We start from the raw sequence: 272 nt of genomic DNA on the forward strand, positions 1-272 counted from the left end.
ATCTTTTCTTTCAATTTTCCTTTTTGGATTTTCCCACTCGCTGTAACTGGAAACTCCTCCACAAACACCACTTTAGAAGGTACTTTGTACGTTGCAATAAATGTTTTGACGTATTCCTTTATTTCATCAGGAGTACAGCTTTCCCCTTTTTTCAGTTTAATAACGGCACAAACTAATTCACCTAATACTTCATTTGGATAACTAACAACAGCACATTCAAGTACTTTTGGATGTTTTGCTAATACCCCTTCAATTTCCTGTGGATAAATATT

At 34.6% G+C, this 272-nt stretch carries 1 protein-coding gene; it reads right to left on the minus strand.

Annotated elements, in window-relative coordinates:
• Positions 1-272: AMP-binding enzyme (locus PZC42_RS24670; RefSeq protein ID WP_498041203.1), on the minus strand; the 272-nt coding region annotated here is incomplete at both ends.

It is taken from the genome of Isoptericola croceus (genome assembly GCF_029382255.1).
Classification (GTDB): Bacteria; Actinomycetota; Actinomycetes; order Actinomycetales; family Cellulomonadaceae; genus Isoptericola; species Isoptericola croceus.